This window comes from Hornefia porci, from assembly GCF_001940235.1.
GTDB lineage: Bacteria > Bacillota > Clostridia > Peptostreptococcales > Anaerovoracaceae > Aminicella > Aminicella porci.
Map to the genome: position 1 here is coordinate 608,792 of NZ_MJIE01000001.1, position 21,618 is coordinate 630,409.

Sequence of the window (21,618 nt, forward strand, 5' to 3'; positions counted from 1 at the left end):
ACTCTCATTAAGAAAACTGACATCAGAATCGTTGCAATTCAAAGCGGAGATCACTTATCGATCCTCCGCTTGATTTTCCGTTCAGTTCTTGTTTGTTCAGACCCCATAGTTCGCCCCTAATGAACGACCCCACAGACTGTCCCTAACGACAGACCATAACGAATGACATCTGACCCTAATGCTTTCCCCCAAAAAACTTTGACAAACCCTAAAAAACTTTGATTACCCATAATTATGCCATTTGCAATTCTTGCAGATGTCTCTCCAATTTGCTTTTGCCTTATACTTTTCTGGCAAATGACCTTCATTGATTGTTCCTTCTGCGGTATCGCTATTTTCAACACATTCGCCGCAATAAATTTTTTCGTCGCATAATGGACAATCGACAAATTCTGGGCTCATTTCCTTATAATCCATATTTCTCAATTACCTCCAGCACCTTCACGGTATCACCGAAAAATTCTTTTTTTGTGAATGCCGTGATTATTTTCTTATTAACCGTATCAACATATGCAATGCCGTTTTTGCCATAATATCGTTCTATTCGCCCATTCCATACTGTAACCGATGCATCTGCTTCTTGAATGAATTTAGAAGCTTGCTGAAACGTGACGTTGTGTCTTCTCTCGGAATTAATGTGGTACCCATCGAACGAATACTTCTCGACATCAATTTTTTTCGCGGGAAAATGCACTTTCGCATTTGGTTTTCTTATTGCTTTCAGTATATCACGTTTCGCCTTATTTTCGTTATCAATTATTATTCTGCTTGCTTTTCGAGCAGCTTCGTTATTCAACAACTTTCTGATTTGCTCTTGATTCTCTTTAATTCTTGCACGTCGCGCATCGGTTTCTTGCTGGTTGATCCATTTCTTTGTATGCGCGTCCTGATATCCCTTCTCTGACTCATATGTCACCGTGCAGTTGCAGTTGTCATGGCGCCGGTAGATATCGTCCGGTGCTTCGTCATCATAATGTCCATCAGCCAGGCTGCTGCACCAGGCGCAGCACTTGCCAGGTGCTTTCTGATATACGATACGGTATTGAGAAGAGAGATTAAATTAGTGTCTGCTCATTAAGTCTCCGTCGGACTTAACGGACGCTGACGGAAGTTTGTCAGCAGCGCCGCGGCGCACCGACCAATGGAAGGGTGCACCGGCAGACACTAATTGATGCTTATGCTCAGGGATTCGGCCTTTTCCGAATCCCACTGCTGCAAGATTTTCGGATGAAACGCCTGAAAACCCTGCGGAAGGCTACCGAATATGCTCTTTGTATTATTGATATTTCAAGCATTTCGGTAGTTGAGCACGCATTATATAGCTATAGAAAGAAAGTCACATGAAAACATCGTAACTGATCAAGATACTAAACAAAGCGAAGAAAAAAGCCACTTAGCAGAATATGGCGTTGAACACGCTAAAGACGGGCCTCTCAACGCACACAATTTTACTCACTCCAGAACTAACTGCAATCACCGCGAGGAGAACACTGAAACGTTTGTCGACTTTATGGACGCATAAAAAGCATGGCAAAAGTGTGGCAGGTTTGGCAAAAATATGGCAGTTTTTTGAGCATATTCGTAAGCATTTGAAAACCCTTATATACGACAAAAGCCTTGAAAATTCAACCATGCCGGCTGTTTTCAAGGCTTTTCATCATTACCATTGGTGCGGTCTAAGGGATTCGAACCCCCATGAGTCTCCTCACACGGACCTGAACCGTGCGCGTCTGCCAATTCCGCCAAGACCGCTTATTTCCTTTTGTTTCCGCGCTTCATCAGCACGCAAATATTATTATACACGAAAATGAAAGGAATGCAAGCATTAATTTAAATTTTTTTCATCTCGGCTGCGGAACCGGGCCGCCGCCCGCTGCGGCGGCCGTTGCAGCGGCGATTTCAGCTGGTACGGGCCATCTCCGCTCCGGTCGTATCCTTTTCAGAATCTGCCTTATCTTCCTTTGTTCCCGACTCCCTCATCGCAAAACAGCATGCGAACAGCAGAACCGCCGTGATGACTGCGACGGTATAGGAGCTGTCGCCTAAGCCAAGGCGCAGAGTCAGCGCTTTTACGGCTGAAATAATAAACGGAGTCACGAACTGCGCGGTGTAGAGAGATACAGAAAGCATGGGCATCACCGTAGTCGCCGCACTTTTCCCCGCCTGCATCGACGCCGCGGTCATAATATACGGAACTCCGACGCCGTTGGCAAATCCCACCATGAAAGAGCCGGCCAGCACGCCTGCCCAGCCGCCCGCAAACCGCAGGCAGAGATATCCGGCAAGGAAGAATACCGGCGCAGAGAATTTCGCGTTCCGCCCCAGTCCTTTTCGCAGAGGAGCCGACGCGAGGCCTCCGAAGAATCCGAAAACATCCATCGCGGCCATAATCACCGCAATGAAATGCTGCGGAATGATTCCCTGCTTCGCCGTCTCCATCGCAAAGTCCGCAGGATAGATAAAGAACGTTACCATCACCAGAAATATGGCGACAACGAAAATCAGATACCGGCGGAACGCGCCCCTTTCTTTAACATCTTTTCCGGAATCATAGATTCGTTCGTTCGGCATCCAGAACAGGCAGAGCACCACACTGATGAGTCCGAGCAGATAGACCAGAAAGCTGAATCTCCAGCTGACCATTGCCAGTCCGCCCGCGATCAGCGTAGCGACCACGCCTCCCAGCATATTCATCGCGGAAGCATAGCCCATCAGCTCCGCCTGCTTATCCTTTGTGAAATAAAAGGAAATCAGGCCCGTGGAAAGCGGCATCAGGATGCCGACGCCGACGCCGACCAGTCCGCGGCAGATCAGAACCAGGCGGATATCGCTGAACGCGCCTGCCAGACATCCGAACACGACGTAGAAGCCGAGTCCGATCAGAAGCATGGTGCGCGCCCTCAGCCGCCTGCTCAGAGGTTTAAAGAGAAAAAGGTTTGTCAGCGCAATGAACACTGCCGGCATGCTGATGATCATCTGCACATAGATCGGATCCGTATCGCGGAAATGCTCCTGAATCAGGTTCAGCGCCGGCGCCACCGCCGCGCCCGCCATTACAGTCAGAAGAGACAGGGACAGAATCGACGCCGCCAGTCTCCACCGCCTGTGGTTCGTAATAAGTTTTATCATATAGTTCACTACCTCCTGTTCCTGACGAAAGAAAAGAGCGCAGGCCCGTTTGGACTTACGCTCTTCGCTACTCAACTTTTGCTATTTTATCACATAGAATTTCAAAAAATCAACCCCTGTTCCGGATGTTTTTCTGCAGATTTTGCAGTATCTGCAAGAGAGAAAAGACTTCTTCCTCATCCATATCGCGGAAGGCAATGGAGCACCAGTCCCGCAGAGAATCCGTGATTTCCCTTCTCTCCTCTCCCCCTTTTTCTGTCAGATGAAAGAGCCATGACCGTCCATCCTGCGGATTCCGGCTGCGACGGACTCGTCCCTGTTTCTCCAGGATTTGCAGCGTTCTGGTCATTACACTCTTATCATAATATACAGTCTGCAGAAGACTGTCTGCGGTCTGCCCGTCCCTCTCGTACAGAGCAAGAAGCACAAGAGCCGCCGCCACAGTCAGCTCCCGCGGAGCAAGTTCAGCTTTGAGAAACCCTTTGAACTGACGGTCATAATCCATCATAATCCGTCCGATACTCATATAGCATTCTGACATGCCTGCCTCAGTCATTTGAGTTCTCCTCTCTTCTTTTCCGATACATCAGGAGCAGAAGCAGGCCCGCGCCGGATGCAGTCGCAGTCATGATGAACACCTGGCGGAAACCGCTGTTAAGAGCGCTCTGATATGTCTTCCGTATTTCCGGCGACCGTCTGTCGATCTCCTTCATATAATTTGTTTCTGCGGCTGCAAGCGCCCCCGGTACCGCCTTTTTCATGATTCTCAATTTCCTTAACGTATCCCTCGCTTCCCTTTTTCCTTCCTGAACGCCGGCAATCGCCTTTGCCATCTGCGCTTTCTGATATTTAAGCTTATCCTGCTTCTGTCGGATCTTTCTCTGTGCGGCGGTCAGCGACGCAATACCACTATCCATCTTTTTTTCCGTCCGGGCGAGCTCTTCCTGTTTCCTCTGAAGCTTTTCAAGCTGCGGCTTCATTTTCTCTTTCACAAAGGGAACCTGCTGCGCATCATAAGCCTTCTGCATCTCCTTCAGACCTTTGCTTACGCCCTGATATCCCTTATGCACGCCGGCACGGCCTTTTTTCATTTTCTTCAGCGCCTCGGATTGTTTCGACAAAGCCCGGTTCATTCCATCGATCCCTTGCTGCATTCCTGATTCTGCTTCCCGCATCCTCCGGATGCTCTGATCCATCCCCCGGATTCCGGACCGCACGCCGGATTCTCCCTTACTGATTCCACGGTCAATCTTTTTCTGTATCTGAGGACTCATTTTCTCAAACATATAGCGGGCCATATCCTTTGTATTCTCGGTAATAGTCGTCACATCGGAATTCTTCAGCTCGTTCAGCAATGCTTCCGGAATTTCCGTGCCGCCCCCGGATGCGTTCATGTCAATCTGTATGCGAGTCATAGAATCGAAATCCGGCACATTCTCCACGCCCTGCGATCTCATCACCTTTGTGAGTTCCGCCGCATACGGAAGCCGGGGAACGTTCACTTCCTTAGGCATAAGCTTCATAACATCGTCGGAGATTCCCGCTCCGGCATGCGCGATAAAGCCTACCATGACTGCCGGTGCAATTACTGTCCCCAGAGACCGGACAAGTGACAGCGTCGCAAGTGCGGAGTTCGCCTCTCGCTCATCCGTTTCCCACAGCATCATGTAGTTCAGCGGTGCTCCCATGGTAAATCCGATTCCCAGCCCGATAAACATCAGAGCGGCGATAACATTCGGCCAGCCCGGATCGACTGTTGTGGAAAAGATGACCGTCAGAGACCCGAGGATTGATGCAATCAGTCCCGCTCCAAGGACTGCCCTGGGTCCGAACCGATCCGTCAGGCGTCCGGAAAACGGCGCTCCCACCCCCGCAAACACGCCGAGTATGATGACAAAATACCCTCCCTTGCCGGAAGGCACCTCCATAGCGTTTTCGCAGAGTTGAGGCACAAAGATCACGCCCATGAGCACGATTCCGGTGATGATGGAAACACCCAGTGTGATAAGAATCCTGGGATTCGAGAAATAATGAAGATTCATGACCGGATCAGCAGCCCGGCGCTCTATCCGGACAAACACCGGAAGCAGCGCTAAAAAGATCAGAAGATACGGGTAAACGTCTGTACTCTGCAGTGTTTCCCGGAAATTGAAAAAATCGATATTTTTAAGGCCGTACATAATGCACAGTACCATGATGACCAGCACGCAGATCCCCGTTCCGTCGATCGGGTCGCACGACTTTTCCTTTGTATTCGGAAGACAAAAAAATCCCGCGGCCAATATGAATACTGCAATCGGCACATTGACAAAGAAAATAAATTCCCAATGACCGGTTCCGAAGAAGTCCATCACGGCACTTCCGACACTGGCACCGAAAATATTCGCTATTCCATAGACTCCGCCCACCATTCCCAGCGCCATTCCGCGCTTTTCCTCCGGAAATGTCGTCCCGAATTCCGCCGTTGCCACAGGCATAATTCCGCCGCCGCCTACGGCCTGGACCACCCGGGCGATCAACAGTGCAGTGAAGCTGTTCATTCCGTGGGAAAGCCCGCAGAACAGAGAACCGCCGCCGAACAGAAAAATACTCAGCAGATAGATCGTTCTGCGTCCCATTCGATCGGCCAGTTTTCCCATCACGGGAATGCTCGCAGCATAAGCCAGCGTATAGACAGTGATCATCCAGATCCCCGCTTTGTCTCCTACATTCAGCGATTCCTGGATCACCGTACGCGCAGGCGTTACGATTCCCGTATCAAGGGCTCCCATAAAAATTCCCAACAGATAAACGGTGAGAATCAGCCCGAAATTCAGTTTTGACCTTTCCTTCATTACCCTGCTCCTATACTGATTTAGTTGTTTTTACAACTAAATCAGTATAGCACATTTTCCTTACAGACGCAAGAGAGCACAAATCACCAGACTTCTTTCAGATTGCAGGATTTCCTGTCTCTGTAATTTAATACATGCTCAGCCATTGATCACCGTTCCCGGATTCAATATTCCCTTAGGATCAAACACCTTTTTAATTCCACGCATCAGATTCAGCTCCGTTTCATTTTTCTGCAGTTTCAAATCATCGACTCGTATCTTGCCTATTCCATGCTCACCGGTAATTGTCCCCCCATAATGAAAGACCAGATCATACATGCGTTTTTTATACTCTTCAGCATACACAGGTACTTTGCCGTCAACATACCACATATCTCCGTGTACATTACCGTCAGCAATATGAGCTACAATATTATTACCGGTATGATACTCCTCCGCTAAATGCTTCAGATCCGCGATAAAATTCGGAATTTCGGAAACGGGTACCGCATAATCAAAGCTGTCACATATCGAATCCACTATATAACTGTAATGCTCACTTCGGATTTTCAGGAGTTCGTCCTGTTCACTTTTCTTCTCTGCAATCAGCGTTTCATAGCAGTTATGTTTCTCGCAGATGTTCTGCACTGTCTCCACAGCTTCAAACATGCGATCCTCTGTTTTTTCTGACAGAATTATCATCAAATCCGAATTCCCTTTTTCGGCCTGCCATTTAAGGCCGAGCATCTCAGCGGTTCCGGTAAAAAGTTTTTTGTCCATATATTCCACTGCTAAAGGAATCGTTCCGCTATGAAGAATATCTGTCACCGCATTACAGGCATCCCCGAAATCCTCAAAGGGCGCGATGATTGTGCATGAACATTTTTCTTTAGGGTAGAGCTTCAGAATAACCTTTGTTACAATCGCCAAAGTTCCTTCACTGCCTAAAATCAACTGACAGAGATTGTAACCAGCATTGTTTTTCACCAGCTTGCCGCCCAATTGTAAAATTTCACCATTGGGGAGAACCGCTTCTATCCCCATAATGTGTTTTCGCATAACGCCATGACGCACTGCCCGTGCACCGCCTGCATTTGTGACAGCCATACCTCCCATCTGAGCGCCTTCATCACCCGGATGTACCGGAAAACCAAGGCCTTCATGCTTCTCCAATTCTTCTAAAAGCTGCATTAAAGTAACGCCGCATTCTAAAACAGCCATCATATTTTTCTCATCGATCTCAAAAATATGATTAAGACGCTCCATTGAGATTACAATGCTTTCGACAACAGGTGTGCATCCTCCGGCCAGCCCTGTTCCTCCGCCGCGTACTACAATCGGAATATCATGTTCATAAGCATATCTCACAATCTCTGACACCTCATCTGTGTCTGACGGTTTAACCACAATGGAATCAATATTGGCAGGAGGGCGAAATTCCGGTTCCACCTCGTCATACATATACGCCGCTGTCTGTTCCCTGTTTACAAGAACAAAATCTCTCCCCACAATCGTTCGCAACGCATCATAATCTTTTTCCGTCATAGCCACTCTCCTTCCCATATCGTTTCGCCAGCTGCGGCAGAATCTCATATATGTCACCTACATATCCGATATCCGCAACCTTAAATATCGGTGCTGACGCATCATTGTTGACCGCGATGATAATATCTGATTCCTTCATACCTGCCAGATGCTGCGGAGCTCCGGAGATTCCACAGGCAAAATATATTTTCGGTTTGACCCGATGTCCGCTGTAGCCGACCTGGATCTGACTTTGTGCCATCCCGGCATCCACCAGTGCGCGTGATACCGCAACAACTCCTCCAAGAGAATCGGCCAGGTTCTGAGCCATTGCCAGATCTTCTTTTTTCCTGAATCCCCGTCCGGCAGCGACAATAACATCCGCCTTAGTGATGTCCACTGCACCGATGGGTTCATGTGACAGAACTTCTGTATTCGGATTTACTGTAATATCCGGTTTTATCTTCGTAATGTTGACGGGCAGACTGCTATCACGAATCGATTCATTAAATTCTTTATACCGGATCGTTGCCATCTGAGGTCGTGTCGAAGTCCTGATATACGCCAGAATATTATCGCTGAAGGCTGGGCGAATCTGAATAAGCTGACCGTTCGCATCCACCTTCAGATCTGTACAATCGGCAGTTAATCCTGTATTCATCGCTCCGGCAATACGCGGAGCCAGGGATCTTCCGAAGGCAGTTGCACCAATCAGTACCACTTCCGGCGACAGGCGCCTCAAAACAACCTCTATATTCTGCTTGTACAAAAACTCGTCGGCCTGCTGAAAACATTCATGCTCCATATAGTAAACGAGATCGGCTCCATGATATGCGATTTCCTCCACCGCAAGATTCGGAGGACCTAAAATCAGGCATTCCACAGATCCTTTCATCTCTTTTGCAAGCTCCTGCGCTTTCTGCAGCAGTTCATAAGTCACCGGATGAATCACGCCATAATTTTGTTCCCCTAAAACGAGAATTGTGTTTTTTCTCATTGCCATTATACCAGCCCCTTCTCCAGCAATATTTGATCAATCGAATTCATAAAAGCTTCACTTTCATCTCGAAAGAGTATGCTTGACCGCTCAGTATCCTGTGGAACGATAACTTTGCTCACCTTTGTCGGCGATCCTTTTATCCCTGTCTCCTCCTCCTTCAGATATCCGCTAAGATCTTTCAATGCCATTTTTCCGATTTCAACTGTCCGTGATTCCAATCTCCGTCTCACTGACGGAAGTCTGGGAGCCGCAATATTCTTTGTTACGCTGATAAGGGCCGGCAACTTCATACGCCTTCTCTGCATTTGTCCCCAGATATCTTCAGCGCAAACCACAACTGTTTTCGCCGTCAGTTCTTCTATTGCTCCTACATAGTAACAATGCGGAATATCCAGATATTCTGCAACTTCCGCCCCCACCTGAGCAGTATCTCCATCCACAGATTTCTCACCGCACAAGATGAGATCAAATTTTCCCATAACATGTATCGCCGCAGCTAATGTCCGTGCGGTTGCACAAGCATCGGAACCTCCGAATTTTATATCTGTCAGCAGAACGCCTTTATCAGCTCCGCGTGCATAGGCGATACGAAGCGATTTCTGCGCTCTTTCAGGGCCCATAGACAACGCCGTTATCCGAAGATCTTCATGAACGTATGAATGTTTCAGATCAATCGCCGCCTCAAGTGCGTTTTCATCAAAAGGATTGATCTCCGCAGGCGCTTTGGCTCTGTTAACAACTCCCCTTTCATTATCGAATGTTACTTTTCCCATGTCCGGGACTTCTTTTATCAAAACAAGTATATTCATATCTGGTCTCCATAGAGTGTTTTTTATATAAATTATCTGTCTCAACCTTTCAATGTACTCTCACATTTATTCGGTTAGAAATTCATAAACAGATTCGTGAACAGTACAATTAATGGAATCGCGATAATTGTTTTCTCCAGGAAAATGATAATAAGGTCCAGGATATTAACCGGCATTTTAGATGCAATCATAATAGATCCGACTTCACTCATATAGATAATTTGAACAAGTGACAGAATCCCGATGATGAATCTTGTTTTGACCGAAGCGATTTTCGCACAGATAATGCACGGAATAAACTGATCTGCAAATCCTACGACAGCGCCCGGTGCAGCAGCCGCGGCTTCCGGAACTCCCAATAACTGGAAATAATAGCGGAACGGCGTTCCTATCCAGTCAAAGACAGGTGTATATGTGGACAGAATCAATGCAAACGTTCCAACACACATGGTGACCGGAACCAGCGTAAACAAGATATTCAGAAACATTGAGATGCCTTTTTTCATCAGCTCGGCAAAAGACGGGCCGCTCTGAGCCTTCGTTACAGCCTGCGCAAATGCCCAATGTGTTTTTTTAATCCCTTTAGGCTCTATCTCATTTATTTTTTGACCCACCGGCGCATAATATTCATCTTTGTATTTTCCGTTCAGCGGCCAGATTCTGCACATGATTACAACACTGAGAACTCCAACCAGGCAAAGAATTCCGTAAAACTGAAGGAAATACTGGTCAACCTTCAGCATAGCGGCAACAACAAGACAGAATGGAAGTGATACCGCAGAAAAACAGCTGGCAATCAGCACAGACTCTCTCGCAGTGTAATATCCCTCTTCATACTGTGTGGACGTCAACACGACACCGACATTGCAATTTCCGATCCATGAGGCCAGCAGATCGACTGCCGCTCGTCCGGGTAATCTGAACAAAGGCCTTAACGCGCCTCTGACCAGTGTTCCGACATAATCCATAATTCCGTATTCCAAAAGAAGCGGAATCAGGAAGGATGCTGCGAAAAACCATGCAATCAACGTCCCCATCAGAGATTGCATTGTACCGCCGGTATCGGCACTGCGGATCCACTCCGGACCTATTCCGAACATCAGCATAGATGCAACCACGCACCCGAGGCACCGGATTACCAGAAACACCGGAGTTGTAACAAAAAGGCTGTGCATCAGACCGTCTTCATTTCTGGCAAATCCAGGTTTTCCCAACGTGCAGATTAAAGACATTACACATGAAATTGAAACGACGGTAAACACAAGCTGTTTTGCAGCCGCCCCTGTGAATCCTGCCAGCCAATTAGATATAACGCCCAACGGTATCGTCATATTTCCATCCGCCCAAATCGGACATAAAAATATGAACACACCTATTGCTGAGGGGATAATAAAACGCAGTATCTGATTACGCGTAGGATTTTCAATCAATCCCTGCATGGCCTCGCGATTCGCCGCCTGTTGTTCCTCTGTCAATACAATATTTTTCTCCCTAGACATTTTTTCTCCTCCTACAATAATTTTGTGGTAGGTAGACCCGACATCCAGCCGGAAACTATCCGTCCCATTGTTCAAACTGGTAGAATGTAGCAGTACTGGTCTTAACGGTATTTTCCTTGGGCTTTCTTCAACAGATACTACCTGAATATGCTCACACCCTCAATCCGATCAAAGGCTTCCTTCAGCAGATCTACATTCACCGTACATGCAATTCTGAGATATCCTTCACCGCACATTCCAAATGATATTCCCGGAATTGTCAGCACATGCGCCTCTCGCAGGATCACATTGCTTACTTCAACGGAATCCAGTCCTGTTTCTCTGATGTTGATGAACAAATAAAAGGTCCCCTTGGGCGGTGTAATGACATGCATTTTAGGAATCTGATTAATCCGCTCCGCAGCGTAAAATACTCTTTTCTTGTATTCATCAATCATCGGCGGTTGTATAACACTTCTGTTTCTCAGTGCATGAATCGCCGCTCTCTGGGAAACAGACGGAGCCGTGAAAACAACATTCTCGTTAATGGACTGAAGCGTTCTGACAATATAGTCGGGTGCGATAATGTTTCCAATCCGCCAGCCGGTCATTGTAAAATCCTTAGAAAAGCTGTTAATAACACAGGTGCGTCTCTTCATGTTTCCAATTGATACAAATGGCACAAAAGGATGCTGATAACTGAACGCCGTATAAATATCATCCGAGATAACGATCAGATCGTACCGTTCAGCAATATCTGCAATCTTTTTCATCGTATCGACGGTAAGACAGTTCCCTGTCGGGTTGCTTGGCGTATTAATCACGAGAGCCTTTGTTCTCTCATTAATTAACGATTCCAGCCGGCCGATATCAATCTGAAAATCTTCTTCCTCATATGTAGGAAGTTCCACCGGAACACCCCTTGCCAATTCCACCTGCTGTGGATATGGCGTAAAATACGGCGCCTGTAAAATAACTTCATCGCCATCGTCAAGAATAGCTTCCATAATCAGATACATGGCCAGACATCCGCTGGCAGTGACAAAAATCTCTTCATCCTTCAAATCCAGATTGAAACTATCTTTATAGTATTTGCGTATTTCTGTACGGAGCTCCGGATCACCGCGAAATTCCGTATATTTAGTATGTCCCGCCAACGCGTCACTATACGCTCCGTCAATGATAATTTTATTTGTCGTCCAATCAGGATCGCCCAGGCTTAAATTAATCACATCATTATAGTTCTTCGCTAATTCATCCACCTTCCCCATTGGCGTGGAAATGTCTTTCCAGTACCGTTTTGAAATAAACTTATGTCTCATTTTCTGTGCTTTCCTCCTCCTTGACAAAATTCTCTACTGTTTTATAATTGTGACAAACCTTTATTTTTTTGAAACGCCGTTTCTAAAAGCGATTGCTGTATTTTTATTTTTGAAACACAGTTTCATTTTTAGTTTTGACTATTATATCCAACAAGCAGGGATTGTCAAGATTTTTTTGAATTTTTATTATTTTGATTGGAGAACTGATTGATGAACGAAAAAAATAATGTAGCCTCTGTTGAACGTACTATACTTCTGATCAGAGCAATATCATTATCTCCGGAGCCTGTCGGCGTCACAGAGCTTTCAAGGCAGACCGGTATCCCCAAACCAACCGTTTCCCGTTTTTGCGTAACTCTGGCTAATCTCGGGATGCTCGACCGAAACGAACAGGACGAATATTCTCTGGGATTGATTTTTATCGCATTAGGCGAACGCGTTAAAGCATCCCGTAATTCTGCGGAAATTGCCCAGCCGTATATAGATAAACTGGCTAAGGATATCGGAGAGAGCATCAATCTCGGTATCTGCAATGAAGATACGGTCTACACAATATATAATGTATCGGGAGAATCTTCTGTACTAGTATCCAAATTAGTGCCGATTTCTCCTTTGTATTGCTCTTCTTTAGGAAAAATATTTCTGATGCACCGGAGTAAAGATGAAATAATCTCCTTTTTTGATCAGGAACTCCCAAAACGAACGATATACACACAAACAACCTACGAGGATTATCTTAACTGGAAGCAGGAATACAATGAAACAGGGGTTACAACAGAGACGGAAGAATATGAATACGGATTATCTTGCATCGCCGCGCCGCTATATGATCACGAAAAAAAATTAATCGCCGCTATAAGTCTCTCTGCCCCTACAAGCCGTCTTGAACTGAAGGGACGCAAGGAACTGGCTCAGAAGCTGAAATCGACCGCATCTGAAATTTCTGCGATTTACGATAAACTTTATATAAGAAGAAAAAATATATTGGGGTGATTCGATTTTTTCGAATCACCCTCACTCCGCCGGCAGAACACGCGCCTCAGCCTTTCGGAAGAGCCTCGTATAGATGCGCACCACATTCCCCACCGTCAGGGCAGCGATGACTGTCCCCTCGCGGACGCCGGTCAGCGCGTGAAGACAGAAGATGCACATGAGCGCCGCACACGCGACCATAATCGTATCGGAAACGAAACGGACGAACCCGAAGCTTCTGTGGCTGACCTTCGCAATCGTGTTTGCGAATCCGTCGCCCGGGAGCATAACCACGTTCCCGACGAATTCAAGATATGCGCCGAAGGACATGATTAAGATGCCGATTCCCAGTGCCGCCAGCTTCGTTCCGTAGTTCTGCGGCTCCAGAGGAGTGAGAAGCCACATTCCGAAATCGATGCAGTACCCGAAAATCAGCGTGACTCCCAGCTGCAGGAGCATCTCGATTTTACTGACACGGCCTTTCAGAATCACGATCTGCGCCGCCACAAGCAGATAGTTGAACAGAATCGTCCACTGTCCCATCGTAAGCACGGGCCAGATCAGCGACAGTGTATACGGTACCGAGGAAATCGCCGAGGTGCCCAGACCTGCCTTTGTAACAAAGGATATGCCGAACGCCACAAAAAAAAGACCTGTGAAAAAAATACAATAACGACGGAAAATATAGTTTTTTCTCTTCATAAAAAAATGCTCCTCTTCATTTGTCAGGTCCGTCACAGCCGCGCGAACACGTCGAGCTGCGGACTGACCCAGGACTGCTGCTGCGCGTCTGAAACAATGTCCCCCGGCATGGAATTCCCGATCAGAAAAGGAGATTCCGGATCATGACGTTTCATATTCTGCGCGACCAGCTTCCGGTCATAGTTGGCGTAACAGTATCTGCAGCCGTGACCGCAGGTATTATAGACTCCGATATCCGCGTTCAGAAGACAGTCGCACTCCTTTCTGGCCCGCGGAAGCGCGGGCACGTCCAGAGTGACACCCAGCGCACGCTCCAGAACGCCTCGTGAAAGACAGCCTCCGGCATTAACATCAGGGCCTGCAAGAGACGGATCCTCGCAACAGAGATACAGTACCATGCCATTTTCTCCGGCAATTTCCGCCATCTGTGAAACCAGGATTCTCTGGTCTCCGGAAGACACCGGCCTCACCTCCGGAAAATTTCTGGTCGTTTTTTTATAGAGATCAATAAAACTGATTACGCACTGGCCGGTGCTCCCCTTCAGTTCTTCCGCCATCCTTCGGAAGGCCTTCAGATGATAGTCCACGCTGTACTTTTCGCTGATGAACACAGGATCGTACCGCCAGCCGCAGCTGTGAAATCCCACATGCTCCGAGAGGGCGCACAACGCTTCTGTGACCCGTTCCGCAGGAGGCACATATGGCTCGATTTCCGGTCCATAGGATGTGACGGTCACAGACCAGAATGTGTTGAACGCGTCGAGCTCCGCAATGCGGGGAAGCATTGGCTCCGGATTTTTGGTGCAGAAGACGATGGCGTCCACAACAGCGGGATCCAGTCTGTAACGGAGCACTCTCCGCGGGTCAAACGGATTTCTTGCCATCACAAAACCGTCCCGGATCCGGTTATAGAACCAGGGACTGAAAAAAGCGGGTATATCTGTTCTGCTTCCGGTATTTATGATCATATTCCGACCTTCATCACTGAGAACTGCCTCTTTCCGGACTCTGAGCTCTTTCTGAAAACGAGGCCGCTGCGACTTCAGCGACCTCGTTGAACTGTGCTTATTTTTCTTCCTCGAACATGGTTTTCGGCACCTTGCAGACCGGGCAACGGAAGTCTTCCGGAACGTTCTCCCAGAGCGTCCCCGGTTTGATTCCGTGCTCCGGAGCACCCTCTGCCTCGCTATAAGTCCATCCGCAGACGGAGCACTTGTACACGCGGCTTCCCGGAGCATTTCCGGTCGTCTCCGCAGCGTCTTCTTCTGCAGCCGGTGCTCCGGTGCCGCCCTTCTCCTGGAATTTGGATTTCGGTACCTTGCAGACCGGACAGCGGAAGTCTTCCGGGAGATCCTCCCATCTGGTTCCCGCCGGGATTCCTTTGTCCGGAGCGCCCTCAGCCTCGTTATAGGTCCATCCGCAGACGGAGCACTGGAAGCTTCTGCCCTCTGCCTCCGGTGCGCCGGCGGCCTCTGCGGCAGGCGCCTCCTTCGACAGCAGCGCCTCTACCAGCGCCGGGATCTTCGCGAGATCATCTTCATCCGGATTCCAAAGGGATTTAACCTGCTCGTTGACGACCTGAAAACCGGATTTCTGCAGTTCATCACGGATAATGTCCACGGACTCGCCGCTCCATCCGTAGCAGCCGAAGGCCGCCGCCTTCTTGCCTTTAAACCGCAGTGTACGCAGGAAGGCGAGCCATCCCGCCACAGAAGTCAGAACATCGTTGACGCAGGTCGGAGAACCGACAGCAATCGCTTTCGATTTGAAGACCTCCGTCATGATTTCATTTTTGTCCACCTTGGAGATGTTCAGCACCTTGACCGTTGTCTCCGGGCTCTGGCGGTGAATCTCATCCGCGATTGTATGTGCGATTTTCTTTGTTCCGTCCCACATGGTATCATAGGCGACAGTCACCTGATCCTCCTGATAAGTGTCCGCCCATTCCCTGTATTTCTCGACAATCTGCATCGGATTATCTCTCCAGATCGCTCCGTGAGAAGGACAGATCATGTCGATCGGCAGATTCAGCGCCGCAATCTCGTCCAGCTTGGGATTCACGAAATCCGCAAACGGATTGATAATGTTGGTGAAGTATTTAAGGGCCTCCTTATACAGCAGCCCCTGGTCTGCCAGATCGTTGAACAGTTCGCCCACCGCGAAGTGCTGTCCGAACGCGTCCATGGAAAACAGGATATTGTCTCCGGTCATGTATGTGGCCATGGAATCCGGCCAGTGGAGCATCTTCATCTCGACGAAGATCAGCTTCTTGCCGTTCCCGATGTCCAGGCTGTCGCCTGTCTTGACCACATGGAAGTCCCATCCGTGCTTTCCGTACTGACCCTCCAGGCTCTTGACCGCCTCTTCGGTACAGTAGATCGGCGTATCGGGGATTTCCTCCATCAGCGCGCTCAGAGATCCGGAGTGATCCTGCTCGCCGTGCTGCATTACGATATAATCAATTTTGTTCAGATCGATTTCCGATTTCAGGTTCTCCATGAACCATTCCTTATGCGGCAGCCATACGGTATCCATCAGTACAGTCTTGCCCTCTTCAATCAGATAGGCGTTCTGACTGGAGCCGTTCAGAATGGAATATTCGTCTCCGTGAAAGGTTTCCAGTTCCCAGTCGATGTAACCGACCCAGCTGACATTGTTTTTAACTAATTTCCTCATTTTGATTTCCTCTTTCTAACTAAAGGCCTTCCGGCCGCTGTCATACAGAAACAGTTATTCTGTGATTTTACTACCCTTTTCCCTTCCGTATGAAACCCCGAATTGCGAAAAAAGCACAGGTTTTCCGAGCCTTCCCGACCGCCGTCCGCAGGGCTCCGGTTCCTTTCGCGTCCGCAGCCGTTTCACCTACAGACGGGTGTTCAGATATTCCTCCCAGATCTCCTCCGGAACCAGGCGTCCGCCTGTCGCCCAGCAGATCTGGACAGCGTTTTCCAGTCTCTCGCGAGTCAGGCCATGCTTTCTGCAATATTCCCCGGCCGCCGGATAACGGGAAAGCCCTACCGGACCGATAAACGCAGCGCAACTGGACGGCTCAATCCGCACGTCCTCCGTCTCCATCAGCATCCGCATGTAATCGTACAGCTTGTCGTCGTTCAGCGTAAGATCTCCGGACACAAGGTTGTTGTCGATGCGGGTAACAAAGCCTGACGGACTGGCGCAGGCAAGACCGTCCGCATGGGTTATTCCGCTGAGACCGAAATCGTGAACGTTCGCCCTCTCATATCGCTGAGACGCGAAGCCGGCAAGCAGAGACGGACACATCACAGGTTCTGTAAAGAACACATGAACATTTTCTTTGTACAGGCGCTTCAGGCCGTAGCAGACGCCTCCGGGCGCACCGCCGACCCCGGCGGGAACGTAAACAATCAGGGGATGCTCCTCGTCGATCGTGATATGCATCTGCTCCATCTGCTCCTGAAGCCGGTGCGCTGCCACCGCATAACCCAGGAACAGATCCACGGAATACTCGTCGTCAACAAAATAACTCATGGGATCGCGGTCGCTGTCCCTGCGTCCTTCCTCAACCGCCCTGGAATAGTCGTCTTCATACTCAATAACCTCCACGCCTTTGCTGCAGAGCATATCCTTTTTCCACTGCTTCGCATCAGCGGACATATGAACCTTGACGCGGAATCCCAGAAAGGCGCTCATGATACCGATGGAAAGTCCCAGGTTCCCGGTGGACCCCACCTGTACGGTATACTGTCCGAAGAATTTCTTCATCTCGTCGTCCGCCAGCCGGGCGTAATTGTCCTCCCGGGTCAGAAGGCCCGCCTCCATCGCCAGCGTTTCCGCATGCTTCAGCACTTCATAGATGCCGCCTCTCGCCTTGACCGAGCCGGCGATGGCCAGATGACTGTCCATCTTCAGCATCAGCATTCCCGGAATATCGACGTTCTCCCTGTCTGCCAGCTTCTGCTGCATGTTTGGAATACATTTCAGCGGAGATTCAATCAGACCGCCGGTTTCCTCCGTCTCCGGAAAACATTTCCGGATATAGGGCGCAAACCGGGCCAGGCGGTCCTCGGCGTCCGCGATATCCTCATCTGATACCACCAGCTGACACAGACCGTCGATGAGATCAACCGGCAGCAGTCTGTCGTTGATCCATATCGTTTCCTTCCGGTCGATCACATCCTGCACCGCAGGATTTGCCGCGGCCAGCCTCTTTGCATATTCTTTTACTTCCATAGGCTCCTCCCTGGCGTACAAAACAAGCCGTTATCTTAAGCCGTTACTTCCGGACGCGCCGCGCGCATGGAATCTTCATCGGAGCCGCCTCTCCGACCCGTCTCCCTCCGCGTGATATGCGGCATGTGTCACACGCATCCGGAAAGCTCTTACTTCACTATACCACAAAATCCCGCCTCTGGAAAGAACATCATCTTCAAGTGCTCAACACATTCCTGTGGTATCCTGTTACAAATCAGAAGGAGTGACCGCACCGCGTACAGAAGGAGGAGATTACGTCATGAAACACGGAGTCAGAAAAAAGCATCGCCTGCGCACCGCCCTGATCATTGTCCTGATCCTTGTGATCTGCGGATTCGCAGCCAAATATTTTATATATGACCCGGCGATGGAGAAGGCCGCAGAAACGACCTACGAAAAGGTCATTGAAAGCGCCACCTCAGATAACAGTGCCGAAAGCCGGAAAATCAAAGAAGCCGCCGACAGCCTTTCCGATTCGGACAAGGCCGCCGTCAGCAAAATCGTAAAAAAACATATCACCGCTTCCACTGCGGCAAAACTGCTGAAATATTACAAGGACGGTGATTATGATAAACTGAAGGAATTCGCTCAGGAGAACCTGTCCGATGAGGAGATGGCTCAGCTTTATGAGATTTATCAGAAAAACAGCAGTAACTGACAGAATGACAGAAAGAACAGGAGAGACAATCAGAATTTACATCGCCTTCATCATCATCGCCGTATTCTGGGGGCTCTCTTTTTATGCCACTATTATCGCGCTCCGAAAACTGAGCACCTTCCAGGTTCTGCAGATGCGCTGGGGACTCTCTGCCGTGATTTTCCTGATTCTGATCGCAGCAAAAAAGGTCCGTCTTCCCCATCGTCCCGCCGAGCTGAAATACGCGGTTCTCGCGGGACTCCTGCAGCCCTGCGTCTATTCCATGTTCGAAACGCCGGGCATCGGACTGACCTCTTCCTCCGAATCCTCTTTATTTATCGCGACGATTCCCTGCATGACACTGATCTTCGGAATCCTGTTTTTCCACCGGAAAGCGCGTCCGCTGCTTCTTCTGGGAATCGCGGCCGCCTTCGGCGGCGTCCTGATTAACACTTTGTTCTCCCCATCCTTCTCGGCCGGCGGAAAGCTTACCGGATATTTTCTGCTGACCGGCGCTGTAATCACCGGGGGACTGTTTTCCCACGCGAGCAGCCGGGCGTCTGAAGCCTGCTCATCCATGCAGATTACAGCGCTGATGTCCCTGATGGCCGGCGGGTTTTTCTCCGTTATAAATGCTCTGAAGGGGGATTTCCTCCAGAGCATCCGACTTACGTTTTCCGACAGTCCCACGCTGACTGCCGTTCTGTTCCTGGGCGTCGGCTGCAGCTGTCTGTGTTACCTCGGGTTCAATTATGTGATCGGCAGGATGAACCCCGCCGCGGTCAGCAACATCTCCGCCAGTCTGACCACTACGGTAGGCGTGGTTTCCGGCGTCCTGTTCGCCGGCGATCCCTTCGGATGGTTCACGCTTGCGGCGCTGGGCTGCACAATCTGCGGCGTACTGCTCAGTTCCCGTGCCTCTACTTCATAAGCAGGCGGATCAGTTTTTCTTTCCGGTCACTGTACGGACGGTAACGCACCGGAATATCCAGCCGGTTCGACTTCTTCAGCACGCTGCGGTAATGTGTAAACGTATCAAAGCTCGATCTGCCGTGATAGCCTCCCATTCCGGAGTCGCCAACGCCGCCGAAGGGCATCCGGGAGGTCGCCAGGTGCATAATCGTATCATTGACACACGCTCCGCCGCTGATGCAGCTGCCGAGCACCCTCCGCTCCGCCGCTCTGCTTTCCGTGAACAGATACAGCGCCAGCGGATGCGGCCTGCTGCTGATAAACTCAACGCATTCCTCCAGCCTCCGGAACGTCAGCATCGGCAGGATCGGGCCGAAGATCTCCTCCTTCATGATGTCTGAATCGGGGCTCACCCGGTCCAGCAGAGTCGGCTCGATGAATCTGCGGGAAGCGTCGGTACCGCCGCCCACAACCGCCCGACCGTCCTTCAGAAGGCGGCTGACCCGGGCGTAATGCTTTTCGTTGATGATCACATTCATATCGGACATATCGCCGCCCGGGAAAAAGTCTTCAATCGCCTCCCGGTACGCCCTGATGAAGGTTCCTTTTACATCCTCGTGAATCAGCAGATAGTCCGGCGCCACACAGGTCTGGCCGCCGTTGAGAATCTTTCCGAAGGCGATTCGACGCGCAGCCAGACGAATGTCGGCGGTTTCATCCACGATGACCGGACTCTTCCCGCCCAGCTCCAGCGTCACCGGAGTAAGATGTTCAGCGGCCGCGGACATAACGGCTCTGCCCACCTCTTTGCTTCCGGTAAAGAAAATATAATCGAATTTCTGATCCAGCAGAGTCCGGTTTTCTTCCCTTCCTCCCTGTACCGCAGCGATGTATTCCGGCGGAAATACATCCTCAATGACTCTCGCGATGGCTTCACTGGTCTTCGGTGCATAGGACGGCAGCTTGATTATTGCTGTGCAGCCTGCGGAAATCGCCCCGACGAGGGGCTCCAGCGCCAGCTGAATCGGATAATTCCACGGCGCCATGATGAGCGCCACGCCGCGGGGCTCCGGTCGCACAAAGGATTTCGAAGGAAACTGCGCCAGCGGCGTCCGGCGCAGCTTCGGCCGGATCCACCCGTCGATGTGCTTCAGATGAAAACGGATCTCATCCAGCACCATGCCGGTTTCCGTCATATACACCTCCAGACGGCTTTTGTTCATATCCTCGTGCATCGCCTCCGCCAGAAGCTTTTCATGATCGAAGAGAGACCGGCGCAGACGCAGCAGCATCTCCCGGCGGAACTTCACCGGACGGGTTTTCCCCGTGCGGAAATATTTTCTCTGTGCTTCAACGAGTTTTCCAATTTCCATCTCTGTCTCCTCCTTACAGAACTCCGCGAACAAAGATTTCCAGACCGATAGCGATGAGAATCACGCCGCCCAGAATCTGCGCCTTGTCTGAAAGCCTCGTTCCGAAGCGTTTTCCGATCATCAGGCCCCCGATACAGATTCCGAACGTCACAATCCCGATGATCAGGGCCTCCGCCAGCGCCATGCTCCACGGATAATCCGCAATCGCGAATCCAACCGACAGCGCGTCGATGGATGTGGCGATTCCCTGTACCATCAGGCTCAGAAATCCGACCGCCGGCGTCTCTTCCTCTCCGGTTCTTTTCCGTATACCCTCATACAGCATTTTCCCGCCGATAAAAGCCAGCAGCAGCAGTGCGATCCAGGGAATAAACCGCTGAAAGGCCTTGAACTGAACAGCAATCGTGTGAACACAGAGCCAGCCGATGAGCGGCATAGCGATCTGGAAGCCTCCAAAGGTTCCCGCGATGGCGCTCATGCGCCCCGCCTTCATATGCGGTTCATTCAGGCCGTTGGCCATGGATACGGAAAAGGCGTCCATGGCCAGACCGACTCCAAAAGCGATACTGTTCAGAAAAAATAAAACACTCCATTCCATCATCTGTCCCTCGCAGCATAAAGATTAAAATATAATAATGCGTGCTCAGCATGAGCAGACACTATTATAGCACAGAAGAGGAATTAGAGAACCTTATTTTTTCGCGACGACGTTCATGT

The 21,618-nt window shown here is 49.7% G+C and carries 19 protein-coding genes, 1 tRNA gene and 1 pseudogene; 3 read left to right on the top strand and 18 right to left on the bottom strand.

Annotated elements, in window-relative coordinates; translation table 11 throughout:
* Positions 1-222 precede the first annotated feature (222 nt).
* The 11 genes from BHK98_RS13330 to BHK98_RS02905 form a co-directional block, all read right to left on the bottom strand.
* The gene (locus tag BHK98_RS13330; protein WP_143404520.1) at positions 223-417 is read right to left on the bottom strand and encodes a hypothetical protein; all 195 of its coding nucleotides are present in this window, start codon (positions 415-417) and stop codon (positions 223-225) included.
* The gene (locus BHK98_RS02860) at positions 407-916 is read right to left on the bottom strand and encodes a hypothetical protein (protein WP_075712101.1); all 510 of its coding nucleotides are present in this window, start codon (positions 914-916) and stop codon (positions 407-409) included. The genes BHK98_RS13330 and BHK98_RS02860 overlap by 11 nt, the downstream gene beginning before the upstream one ends.
* Positions 917-1,667: 751 nt before the next feature.
* Positions 1,668-1,752, bottom strand: a tRNA-Leu gene (locus tag BHK98_RS02865).
* Between the two features lie 147 nt (positions 1,753-1,899).
* Entirely contained in the window at positions 1,900-3,129 is a 1,230-nt protein-coding gene (locus tag BHK98_RS02870; RefSeq protein ID WP_075712102.1) for an MFS transporter, read from the bottom strand.
* Between the two features lie 109 nt (positions 3,130-3,238).
* Positions 3,239-3,685: a MarR family winged helix-turn-helix transcriptional regulator gene (locus tag BHK98_RS02875; RefSeq protein WP_075712103.1), complete on the bottom strand. Its 447-nt coding sequence runs from the start codon at positions 3,683-3,685 to the stop codon at positions 3,239-3,241.
* A complete protein-coding gene (locus tag BHK98_RS02880; RefSeq protein WP_075712104.1) occupies positions 3,678-5,963 on the bottom strand; it encodes an MFS transporter in 2,286 nt (761 codons plus the stop codon). Before BHK98_RS02880 ends, BHK98_RS02875 begins: the two co-directional genes overlap by 8 nt.
* Before the next feature lie 138 nt (positions 5,964-6,101).
* Positions 6,102-7,487, bottom strand: coding sequence for an FAD-binding oxidoreductase (locus BHK98_RS02885; RefSeq protein WP_075712105.1), 1,386 nt, complete (start codon positions 7,485-7,487; stop codon positions 6,102-6,104).
* Positions 7,468-8,469: an electron transfer flavoprotein subunit alpha/FixB family protein gene (locus BHK98_RS02890; protein ID WP_075712106.1), complete on the bottom strand. Its 1,002-nt coding sequence runs from the start codon at positions 8,467-8,469 to the stop codon at positions 7,468-7,470. Before BHK98_RS02890 ends, BHK98_RS02885 begins: the two co-directional genes overlap by 20 nt.
* A complete protein-coding gene (locus BHK98_RS02895; protein ID WP_075712107.1) occupies positions 8,469-9,275 on the bottom strand; it encodes an electron transfer flavoprotein subunit beta/FixA family protein in 807 nt (268 codons plus the stop codon). Before BHK98_RS02895 ends, BHK98_RS02890 begins: the two co-directional genes overlap by 1 nt.
* A 74-nt stretch (positions 9,276-9,349) precedes the next feature.
* Positions 9,350-10,849, bottom strand: a complete 1,500-nt coding sequence (locus BHK98_RS02900; protein ID WP_202816869.1) for a YjiH family protein — start codon at positions 10,847-10,849, stop codon at positions 9,350-9,352.
* Positions 10,850-10,911: 62 nt separating this feature from the next.
* Positions 10,912-12,075, bottom strand: a complete 1,164-nt coding sequence (locus BHK98_RS02905; protein ID WP_075712108.1) for a pyridoxal phosphate-dependent aminotransferase — start codon at positions 12,073-12,075, stop codon at positions 10,912-10,914.
* 210 nt (positions 12,076-12,285) lie between these two features.
* Between BHK98_RS02905 and BHK98_RS02910 the strand changes: the two genes are divergently transcribed.
* A complete protein-coding gene (locus BHK98_RS02910) occupies positions 12,286-13,068 on the top strand; it encodes an IclR family transcriptional regulator (RefSeq protein WP_075712109.1) in 783 nt (260 codons plus the stop codon).
* A 21-nt stretch (positions 13,069-13,089) separates the two neighbouring features.
* Here BHK98_RS02910 and BHK98_RS02915 read toward each other — a convergent pair whose 3' ends face one another.
* From BHK98_RS02915 to dsdA, 5 genes and pseudogenes are all read right to left on the bottom strand, one after another.
* On the bottom strand, positions 13,090-13,749 hold the full coding sequence (locus BHK98_RS02915) for a YczE/YyaS/YitT family protein (protein ID WP_075712110.1): 660 nt from the start codon (positions 13,747-13,749) through the stop codon (positions 13,090-13,092).
* A 32-nt stretch (positions 13,750-13,781) separates the two neighbouring features.
* Entirely contained in the window at positions 13,782-14,717 is a 936-nt protein-coding gene (locus BHK98_RS02920; protein ID WP_075712111.1) for a DUF1848 domain-containing protein, read from the bottom strand.
* A gap of 97 nt (positions 14,718-14,814) precedes the next feature.
* Positions 14,815-15,270, bottom strand: coding sequence for a rubredoxin (locus tag BHK98_RS14175; RefSeq protein ID WP_245796909.1), 456 nt, complete (start codon positions 15,268-15,270; stop codon positions 14,815-14,817).
* Positions 15,244-16,425, bottom strand: a pseudogene (locus tag BHK98_RS02935) (oxygen-binding di-iron domain-containing protein); the annotation flags it as partial. The pseudogene BHK98_RS02935 and the gene BHK98_RS14175, both read right to left, overlap by 27 nt.
* 186 nt (positions 16,426-16,611) lie before the next feature.
* Complete coding sequence (gene dsdA / locus BHK98_RS02940) at positions 16,612-17,958, bottom strand: D-serine ammonia-lyase (protein WP_075712112.1); 1,347 nt, start codon at positions 17,956-17,958, stop codon at positions 16,612-16,614.
* 280 nt (positions 17,959-18,238) lie between these two features.
* On the opposite strand from dsdA, the gene BHK98_RS02945 reads away from it, so the two are divergent.
* Positions 18,239-18,637 (top strand): hypothetical protein, encoded by a 399-nt coding sequence (locus tag BHK98_RS02945; protein WP_075712113.1) that lies wholly within the window; start codon positions 18,239-18,241, stop codon positions 18,635-18,637.
* Positions 18,638-18,641: 4 nt separating this feature from the next.
* The gene (locus tag BHK98_RS02950; protein WP_206779520.1) at positions 18,642-19,547 is read left to right on the top strand and encodes a DMT family transporter; all 906 of its coding nucleotides are present in this window, start codon (positions 18,642-18,644) and stop codon (positions 19,545-19,547) included.
* On the opposite strand, the gene BHK98_RS02955 is transcribed toward BHK98_RS02950, so the two are convergent.
* Positions 19,537-20,901, bottom strand: a complete 1,365-nt coding sequence (locus BHK98_RS02955; RefSeq protein WP_075712115.1) for an aldehyde dehydrogenase — start codon at positions 20,899-20,901, stop codon at positions 19,537-19,539. The genes BHK98_RS02950 and BHK98_RS02955 overlap by 11 nt on opposite strands.
* 13 nt (positions 20,902-20,914) lie before the next feature.
* The gene (locus tag BHK98_RS02960) at positions 20,915-21,502 is read right to left on the bottom strand and encodes a manganese efflux pump MntP (RefSeq protein WP_342718699.1); all 588 of its coding nucleotides are present in this window, start codon (positions 21,500-21,502) and stop codon (positions 20,915-20,917) included.
* Positions 21,503-21,618: the final 116 nt, after the last annotated feature.